At 71.0% G+C, this 8,530-nt stretch carries 7 protein-coding genes; 5 read left to right on the forward strand and 2 right to left on the reverse strand.

From position 1 onward, the window contains the following. Positions 1–6 precede the first annotated feature (6 nt). Positions 7–672, forward strand: a complete 666-nt coding sequence (locus tag ACZ562_RS09425; RefSeq protein WP_471175562.1) for a TetR/AcrR family transcriptional regulator — start codon at positions 7–9, stop codon at positions 670–672. Between the two features lie 306 nt (positions 673–978). On the opposite strand, the gene ACZ562_RS09430 is transcribed toward ACZ562_RS09425, so the two are convergent. Continuing rightward, positions 979–2,625, reverse strand: coding sequence for a glycoside hydrolase family 13 protein (locus ACZ562_RS09430; protein ID WP_471175564.1), 1,647 nt, complete (start codon positions 2,623–2,625; stop codon positions 979–981). A 349-nt stretch (positions 2,626–2,974) separates the two neighbouring features. Between ACZ562_RS09430 and ACZ562_RS09435 the strand changes: the two genes are divergently transcribed. Both ACZ562_RS09435 and ACZ562_RS09440 read left to right on the forward strand, forming a co-directional pair. After that, entirely contained in the window at positions 2,975–4,015 is a 1,041-nt protein-coding gene (locus ACZ562_RS09435; RefSeq protein ID WP_471175694.1) for a LacI family DNA-binding transcriptional regulator, read from the forward strand. 112 nt (positions 4,016–4,127) lie between these two features. Continuing rightward, positions 4,128–4,289, forward strand: a complete 162-nt coding sequence (locus tag ACZ562_RS09440; RefSeq protein WP_471175566.1) for a hypothetical protein — start codon at positions 4,128–4,130, stop codon at positions 4,287–4,289. A gap of 92 nt (positions 4,290–4,381) precedes the next feature. Here the strand turns inward: ACZ562_RS09440 and ACZ562_RS09445 are convergent, their stop codons facing one another. Next, positions 4,382–5,737 carry a glycoside hydrolase family protein gene (locus ACZ562_RS09445; RefSeq protein ID WP_471175568.1) on the reverse strand — a complete coding sequence of 452 codons (1,356 nt, stop codon included), beginning with the start codon at positions 5,735–5,737 and terminating at the stop codon, positions 4,382–4,384. Positions 5,738–5,926: 189 nt separating this feature from the next. Here ACZ562_RS09445 and ACZ562_RS09450 point away from each other — a divergent pair, with 189 nt between their 5' ends. Both ACZ562_RS09450 and ACZ562_RS09455 read left to right on the forward strand, forming a co-directional pair. Continuing rightward, entirely contained in the window at positions 5,927–6,946 is a 1,020-nt protein-coding gene (locus ACZ562_RS09450) for a LacI family DNA-binding transcriptional regulator (RefSeq protein ID WP_471175570.1), read from the forward strand. A gap of 155 nt (positions 6,947–7,101) precedes the next feature. Continuing rightward, complete coding sequence (locus ACZ562_RS09455; RefSeq protein ID WP_471175572.1) at positions 7,102–8,445, forward strand: sugar ABC transporter substrate-binding protein; 1,344 nt, start codon at positions 7,102–7,104, stop codon at positions 8,443–8,445. Positions 8,446–8,530 lie beyond the last annotated feature (85 nt).

Here is an 8,530-nt window from a genome sequence, read left to right on the forward strand (position 1 = left end):
GACCCCATGAACTCCACGAACGACGCATCCGCCACAAAGCAGCCACCCACCGGGCCACGCGCCGAGGCCAAGCGACAGGCCATCGTCACGGCGGCCCGCGAGCTGTTCATTCGAGAGGGCTTCGAGGCGAGCGTCGACGCGATCGCCGCTGCGGCGGGCGTGTCCAAGGTGACGGTCTACAACCACTTCGGCAGCAAGGAAGCGCTGTTCATCGGGGTCGTCAAGGACTCGATCGACGCGCCGCTCGGGGACGCGCCGGTCAGCGCGATCAACCGCCTGGCCGACGCCGACGACCTTCGTGAGGCCCTCACCGACACGGCTCGCGCCTGGATTCACAGCACCCGCAGCAACCCCGACGTCCTCGCCCTTCGCAAGGTCGTCAGCCGCGAACTGCACCGCTTCCCCGAACTCGGCGCCGCCTGGCATGAGGCCAAACCGGAACACCATCACCACGCCGTTGCCGGGGCGCTGCGCGGCCTCGCGGACCGGGGTCGGCTCGAGATCCCGGACATGGAGGTGGCCGTCCTCCAGCTGTACTCGCTCCTGCTCTTCCCGCACCTGGTGTTCAGCAACTACGGCACGACGGTCGACGACGACCTCACGGACCGCCTGATCACCAGCGGCGTCGACATGTTCCTCTGCCACTACACGCCACGCCCCGCCAAGCCGTAGCCGCTCACGCGAATCCTCGGAGGACCCGCCTGCACCGACACAGCCTTGGTCCGATGTCCGCCGGCGGTCTCCTCCGGGGCCGTCGGCCCACCGGTACGGACCGTGAACGCCGCGGTGTGAACGCGTCCTTCGGCCATGAAGTCGAGGAACAGGCATGGGTGCCGCTGCCGGGACGCCCCGGCCGTGAACGAGAGGGAGGGGCGGGGTCCCGGGCACCCCGCCCCTCCTCGTCCGTGTTCCCCGATGGGGCCCTGGACCGGCTGCTACACCGCCGTCCGGCCGCCTGGTCCGGTACCGGTACGGCCGCTACACCGCCAGCCAGGCCGCCTGGTCCGGTGCCAGGAGGTCGCCGTCGGCGGGGCCGCTGGACAGCAGGACGGAGGCATCGCCGGGCAGGCGGTACGGCTCCGTCGAGAGGTTGACCACGCACAGGAAGCCCGGGTCGCGGCCGAAGGCGAGGACTTTGTCCGGGGCGTCCAGCCACGTCAGGGTGCCGTCGCCGAGAGCGGGGTGCTCGCGGCGCAGGCGCAGGGCCGTGCGGTAGAGCTCCAGCATCGAGGCCTCGTCGCCCGTCTGGGCTTCCACGCTGAGCCGGGCCCAGTCCGCCGGCTGCGGCAGCCAGGGCGCGGCGGACGCACCGTCGGGGCTGAAGCCGTACGGCGCGCTCCCCCCGGACCAGGGGAGCGGGACGCGGCAGCCGTCGCGGCCGCGGTCGGCGTGTCCGGAGCGCTCCCACACGGGGTCCTGGAGCACGGTCTCGGGCAGGTCCTCGACCTCGGGCAGGCCGAGTTCCTCACCCTGGTAGACGTAGGCGCCGCCGGGCAGCGCGAGCATCAGCAGGGCCGCGGCGCGGGCGCGACGGGTGCCCAGTTCCAGGTCGAGGGGGCCCTCCGGCCGATAGGGCTCGTTGGCCGCCCATCGCCTGACCGGGCTCTTGCGGCCGTAGCGGCTGGGGTGGCGTACGACGTCGTGGTTGGAGAGCACCCAGGTGGCCGGGGCGCCCACCGAGCCGAGCATCGACAGAGAGTCGTCGATGACCGTGCGCAGGTCCTTCGGGCCCCAATTCGACATGAGGAAATCGAAGTTGAAGGCGGTGTGCAGGCCGTCCCGGCGGACGTAGGCGGCCAGCCGCTCGGGCGTGTCCGCCCAGGCCTCGGCGACGAAGGACCGGTCGCCGGGGAACTCGTCGGCCACCTTGCGCCAGGCGCGGTAGATGTCGTGGACCTGGTCGCGGTCCCAGTGGGGGTGGTCGATGTGCTGCCGGCGCTGCCCGGCGTCCGGGTCCGGCCGGGGTGGCAGGTCGGGGAGTTCCGGGTGCTTGATCAGCCCGTGGGCGACGTCGATGCGGAAGCCGTCCACTCCGCGGCTGAACCAGAAGCGCAGGATCGACTCGAACTCCGTGCGCACGTCGGCGTGTTCCCAGTTGAGGTCGGGCTGCTCGGGGGCGAACAGGTGCAGGTACCACTCGCCGTCGGGCAGACGGGTCCAGGCGGGTCCGCCGAAGCAGGAGGCCCAGTCGTTGGGCGGTTCGGCGCCGTCGGGACCCCGGCCGGGGCGGAAGACGTAGCGTTCGCGCTCCGGGCTGCCCGGGCCGGCCGTCAGCGCTGCCTTGAACCATGCGTGCTGGTCGGAGGTGTGGTTGGGCACGATGTCGGGGATGACGCGGATTCCGTGTCGGTGCGCCTCCTCGATGAGCTGCTCCGCCTCGGCCACGGTCCCGAAGAGGGGGTCGATCTCGCGGAAGTCGGCCACGTCGTAACCGTGGTCCGCCATCGGGGACTTGTACCACGGATTGATCCAGACGGCGTCGACGCCCAGCTCCTTGAGGTACGGCAGACGGGAGCGGATGCCGGCGATGTCGCCGACGCCGTCGCCGTTGCCGTCGGCGAAGCTGCGGATGTAGACCTGGTAGATGACGGCGCTGCGCCACCACGGTGCTGCGGTGGGGGACATGTCGGTGGGGTGCTCCTTGGACGTCGGGGGAAGAGGGCGGCGGAACGCCCGGGTCTACTTCGCTGCTCCGGCCGTGAGTCCGGCGACCATGCGGCGCTGGAAGTGTCCTTGCCGGCCACGTACGTGATGGGGCGCCGCCCCTCGAACGACGTCCCCGCGGCCTGTCCGACTCTGTCGAGACAACGTTTGCAAGCTAGGGGGCGTGAATGCCGGAGTCAATGCGTTACCGCGCGGTAATTCGCTGGAACAGGGCCCCGTAAGCGCCTGAAAGCGCTGCCATTCGCAGCCGGGCGGGACGTGCTCGCTGTGCTACCGTCCGCTCATGCCACCAGCTCAGCGTCACCCCACGATGGCTGACGTAGCCGAACGGGCCGGGGTCTCCACATCCACCGTGTCGCGCACCCTGCGTGGCATGTCCACCGTTTCCCCGGAGGTCCGCGCCCGCGTCGAGCAGGCCGCGCGCGAGCTGAGCTTCGCCGTGTCACGGCAGGCTGCAAGCCTTGTCACCGGCAGGACCGGGACCGTGGCGGTGCTGGTGCCCACTCTCAACGCCTGGTTCATGGGATCCGCCCTGTCCAGCCTGGGCCCGCTGCTGCGCGCGGCGGGCATGGAACTGAACGTCTACGTGATCCCGGACCTGGCCGAGCGCACCTCGTTCTTCGAGCGCCTCCCGGCCCGGCGCAACGCCGACGCGCTCCTGGTGTTCTCCTTCGACCTCACCGACGAGGAGACCGCGCGGCTGGACAACCTCGGCATGCCGGTCATCTACGTCAGCCAGCACGTCGAGGGACGACCGAGCGTCTACGTCGACGACGCGGCCGGAGCGCTGCACGGCACCCGGCACCTGCTCAACCTCGGCCACCGCCGGATCGCCTATGTGCAGACCGTGGGCGCCAGCGGCTTCTCCTTCAGCTCCAACGAGCGGCTGCTCGGCTACCAGCGGGCGCTCACCGAAGCGGGTCTCCCCCTCGACGAGGATCTGGTGGTCTCGACCCTGGCCGGTGACAAGCGCCGCACCGCCGAGGCGCTCGGAAGGCTGCTGAGCCTGCGCGAGCCGCCCACCGCCGTCTTCGCCGAGCAGGACGAGGTCGCCGTCGCAGTCGTCTGGACATTGCGCAGGACGCAGATCGCCGTGCCGGAACGGATCTCCGTCCTCGGCTTCGACGACCAGCCGCTGGCCGACTGGTTCGACCTGTCCACGGTGTCCCAGTCACCTTCGGACATCGGCCGCGAGGCCGGCGAACTGGCCCTCTCCCTCATCAACGACCCGCACGCCGACCACAAGCGGCACATCGTCCTGCCCACCCATTTGATGCCACGCGCCACGACGGCTCCGCCGGCGATCCCCCAGGAGGAGCCCGACCGCCGGGGCGACCGGCCGCACGAGTGACGCGACGAGGCGGCGGGCGTGCGGCCGAACAGCCGCCCCCGCTCGGCGCCCCGTTCCTGCCCGGTCACATCAGCGAAGGCCTCAAGGGCCTGCGGCGGGCTTCCCGCCGGCGGTGTACCTGTTCATCGGCTGGGAGAACTCGGCGGTCCGTACGACTGGTCCCCTTCGCACCCTGGCCGCGCCGCTCACCGCCGTCGGCTACGCCGGCGTCCTGGTCCGCCGCGACCCGGGCCTGGCCGACCGCGTCGGCTCCGTCGTCGCCGACGAGGAGTGAGCGGTTGGTTCCCGGGCAACCGGGCGGCGCCGACCGTGGATCACTTCAGCGGCCGGCCCGCGGGCAGCACCCCGGTTCTTCGAGGGCCGCGCTCACGACCGGGCCTTTGGGCTCGGAGCCTGGCCGGGCCATACGGCCGACGCGTCGTCGCGGTCGGGATCGGGCAGGCGGAGCGGGCGGACGGGGATCGTGCGGGTCCGTCCTTCCGAGACCGCGGTCCAGGGGGCGGGGTGGCCCGTGTAGCAGAGGGTGGTCAGGGCGAAGACACCGTCCGCGTAGATCTCGACGTACTCGCCGATCGTGAGGATGCGCAAGGTGGTCGCGGGCACGGTCAGGGCGGTCTCGCCGAGCCGCTCCCCGCCCGGGCCGGTGACCCAGAGGTCCTTGCCGTCGCAGCCGACCACGAGGGCGGGGCCGTCGTCCCCGCTCCGCAGTGTGATCTCGACGCGGCCGAAGACGCCGACGTCGCCAACGGCGTGCACGACGGGCTGCCCGGTCTCCTCGCCGAGCCAGGTGTTCAGGCCCGGCCACCATTCCAGGCGGGGGGCGGAATCGGCGGGTACGACAAGGGACTTGGGCTGGGCGAGCATCCCGCGGCAGGGTTCGCCGGAGTCGGTGAGACCGACACGGCGCGGGGTGGTGTGCAGGACGACGCGGGAGCCGTCGGGGGCGGCGATGACGCGGGGGGCGTACGAGCCGTTCGGGCCGAGGGGACCGCGACGGGTCCACGGCCCGCGCAGACGGGGCGCGGTCCACGCCTCGAAGTCACGCGTCGCACCGATCGAACCGAGCAGCAGCCAGCTGCCGTCGTCGAGGCGCTCCAGGACCGGGCACTCCAACTCGTCGACGTCGCCCGGTGAGAGGAGCGGCGGGTGCACGGTCCAGTGCTCCAGGTCGTCCGAAGTGGCCCAGGCGACGCAGCCGCTGACCTCGACGGGCAGGGAGGCGTCCGCGGCGCAGACGACCATGACCCAGCCGTCCGTCTCGTCGTCGCGTACGACGAACGGGTCGCGCCAGCCCATGCGTTCACCGGTGCGGTACCAGCGTGCGTCCGCCTCGACCACCGGACCCGTGCCGTGCCGGCGCCAGCCGGTGCCGTCGGTGCGGTCGGAGTACGCCAGCCCGACGGACTGCAACGGCCAGCCGTCCGCCGTCAGCCCGCTCACGCCCGTGTAGAACATCGCCATGCCGTCGCCGTGCCGGATCGGGTGCATGGTCCACACGGCCTGCTGGTCGAAGCGGCCGGGCCGGCCGTTGCCGAAGGCGGTGCCCTCGGGCCTCCAGCGGACCAGGTCGGTGGAGGTGGCCCGGCCGTAGGAGGTCTCCATCCGCAGATGGTCGAACTCGGCCGTCCACGGGCCCTGCAGGTGCAGCACCGCGTAGGTGCCGTCGTCGTCGCGGAGCAGGGCGAAGTCGTTCAGGCAGAGGCCGGGCGGGGCGTATCGCATGCACATTCCTGTCGGCTCGCAGCGCTCAAACGCGTGCGCTGACCATAGACGCTGAAGGTCTCGCTTGAGAATCGGCCCAAGTAAATATGAACGCAAACGCTTGCGCAACAACGGGGCCCGGTCTACGGTCACGTCACCCACAGATCACACCGATGTGAACCGACGTGAAACCGACGGGAGAAATGCGCTGTGACGGTCAGCATCACCGATGTCGCCCGCGCCGCCGGAGTCTCGGCCTCCACCGTGTCGCGCGCTCTGCGCGGGCAACCGGGAGTGTCCGACGAGGTGCGGGCACAGATCACGGCCGTCGCCGCACGACTCGGCTATACGGCATCCCGCTCGGCGTCCAGTCTCGCCAGCGGACGCACCTACACGATCGGGGTCGTCGCCCCGTACATCGGCCGCTGGTTCTTCGGCACCGTGCTGGACGCCGCAGAGCACGTGTTCAGCGCGGCCGGATACGACGTCCTGCTGTACAACCTCGGCTCGCCGGAGACACGCAAGCGTTTCTTCACCAAGCTGCCGCTCCGCAAGCGGGTGGACGCCGTGCTGTCGCTGCTCATCCCCGACGAGGCCGAGTCCGCCGCACTGCGCTCGCTCGGCGTGCCGCTGGCCAGCACTGTCGGCGGCCCCCGGCCCGGCTTCTCCGTGGTCGGCATCGACGACCGGGCCGGTACCGAGAGCGCCGTACGGCATCTGGTGAACCTCGGCCACCGCCGCATCGGCATGATCAGCGGGACGAGCGGGCCGCTGCACTGGACGACGCCCGTCGCGCGCCGCCAGGCGTACCTGGACGTGCTGGCCGACGCCGGGATCGAGCACGACCCGGCGCTGGAGGCGGACGGCGACTACACCGTCGAGGGCGGCGAGCGGGCCATGACCGAGCTGCTGGCCGCGTCCCGGCCGCCGACCGCGGTGTTCGCGCAGTCCGACGAGATGGCGATGGGCGCGCTTCGTGCCCTGCGCCGGCACCGGCTGAAGGTGCCGGACGACGTGTCCGTCGTCGGCTTCGACGACCACGAACTCTCCGACGTGATCGGGCTGACCACCGTCGCCCAGCCGGTCGCCGGCCAGGGAGCCGAGGCCGCCCGGCTGCTGCTGCGGCAGCTCGACGAGCCGGACGCCGAACCCCCCGGGCACGTCCAGATGCCCATCCGTCTCGTCCTGCGCGAGACCACCGCCCCGCCGCGCCCTCGCGGACCCCAGTGACCCCCCTCCACCAACGCCTCCACGGCCGTCAGGCCCCGAGGCAGACCCCCCGCGGCCGTCAGGCCCAGAGGCCCCCCCCCACACACACACCCATGCCCCCACGCCGGAAAGCACCAGCGCACCTCGAACCCTCGCACCACATGGAGGCACCAACCATGAGCTCGACCAACAGAAGACTCCGCCGCACCGCTCGTACGGGCGTCGCCCTCGTCCTGCCCCTCGCGGCGCTGGCCGCGTGCGGCGGCGGAAGCGGCGGTGACACCTCCGCGGACGCGGGCAGCGGCAAGGGCACGATCAGCGTGTGGGCCCACCAGAGCCAGAAGAGCGAGGACACCGCCCTGCAGAACGCGGTGAAGTCCTTCAACTCCTCCCAGGACAAGATCAAGGTCGAGCTGAAGCTGATACCCGGCAACGACTACACCAAGACCATCACCGCCACCGACGCCGCCAAGCTGCCGGACGTGATGGAGTTCGACGGTCCGACGATGGCGAACTTCGTCTACAACAAGAAGCTCGCCCCGCTCGACGGCTACGTCTCCATCAAGACCATGGCCAACGCCACCGGCGCCGTCAAGGCACAGGGCGAGATCGGCGGCAAGCACTACGGCCTGGGCATGTACGACTCCGGGCTCGGCATCTACGGCAACAAGAAGCTCCTGGACGCGGCCGGGGTGAAGTACCCCAAGAGCCTGTCCGACGCCTGGACCGCGGACCAGTTCACGGCCGCGCTGAAGGCGCTCAAGGCGAAGGACTCCGACGGCAAGCCCCTCGACCTCCAGGAGAACAACGGCTACGCCAACGAGTGGGGCACCTACGGCTTCGCCCCGATCGTCTGGTCGGCCGGCGGTTCGCTGCTGAAGCACGGCAAGGCGCAGGAAGTGCTCGACACCCCGGCCGTGGTCTCGGCTCTGAAGACCTTCCAGTCCTGGAAGCCCTATGTCGACCCCAACACCGACGGCAACGCCTTCGCGAAGGACCGCGTCGCGCTCAGCTGGGTCGGCCACTGGATGTACCCCGCCTACAGCAAGGCCCTCGGCGACGACCTCGTCGTGCTGCCGCTGCCCGACTTCGGCAACGGCCCCAAGACCGGCCAGGGTTCCTGGACCTGGGGCATCGGCGCGGGCTCCAAGAACGGCAAGGCCGCCGGCGCCTTCCTCGACTACCTCCTGAACGACACCAACGTCACCGCGATGACGACGGCCAACGGCGCCCCGCCCGCGACGAAGAGCGCGCTCGCCGCGAGCCCCCTCTACAAGAAGGGCGGCCCGCTCCAGATGTACGCCGACCAGCTGGCCAAGCCCTGCGGCACAACCAACATCGACAAGTCCTGCGTCGCCGTCACCCGCCCGGTGACCGCCGGATACCCCACGGTCACCGCCAAGTTCAGCGAGGCCCTGAGCTCCGTCTACGGCGGCGCCGACCCGAAGACCGCCCTGGAGAAGGCCGCCCGCGCCATCGACAAGGACTTCTCCGACAACGCCGGCTACCAGATCCCGTAAGACCGCGTCGGACGCGGGGGGGGGGGGGGAAAAAGGGCCCCCCCCCCCCGCGAAAAAAACAGAAAAAAGAGCCGTGGGGGAAAAA

The sequence above is a fragment of the Streptomyces sp. NPDC040410 genome (assembly GCF_055595715.1).

What these genes read in the sequence shown, in the direction of transcription:
- ACZ562_RS09425 (WP_471175562.1), top strand. Translation starts at nt 7, where the DNA reads ATGAACTCCACGAACGACGCATCCGCCACAAAGCAGCCACCCACCGGG.
- ACZ562_RS09430 (WP_471175564.1), bottom strand. Translation starts at nt 2,625, where the DNA reads ATGTCCCCCACCGCAGCACCGTGGTGGCGCAGCGCCGTCATCTACCAG.
- ACZ562_RS09435 (WP_471175694.1), top strand. Translation starts at nt 2,975, where the DNA reads ATGGCTGACGTAGCCGAACGGGCCGGGGTCTCCACATCCACCGTGTCG.
- ACZ562_RS09445 (WP_471175568.1), bottom strand. Translation starts at nt 5,737, where the DNA reads ATGCGATACGCCCCGCCCGGCCTCTGCCTGAACGACTTCGCCCTGCTC.
- ACZ562_RS09455 (WP_471175572.1), top strand. Translation starts at nt 7,102, where the DNA reads ATGAGCTCGACCAACAGAAGACTCCGCCGCACCGCTCGTACGGGCGTC.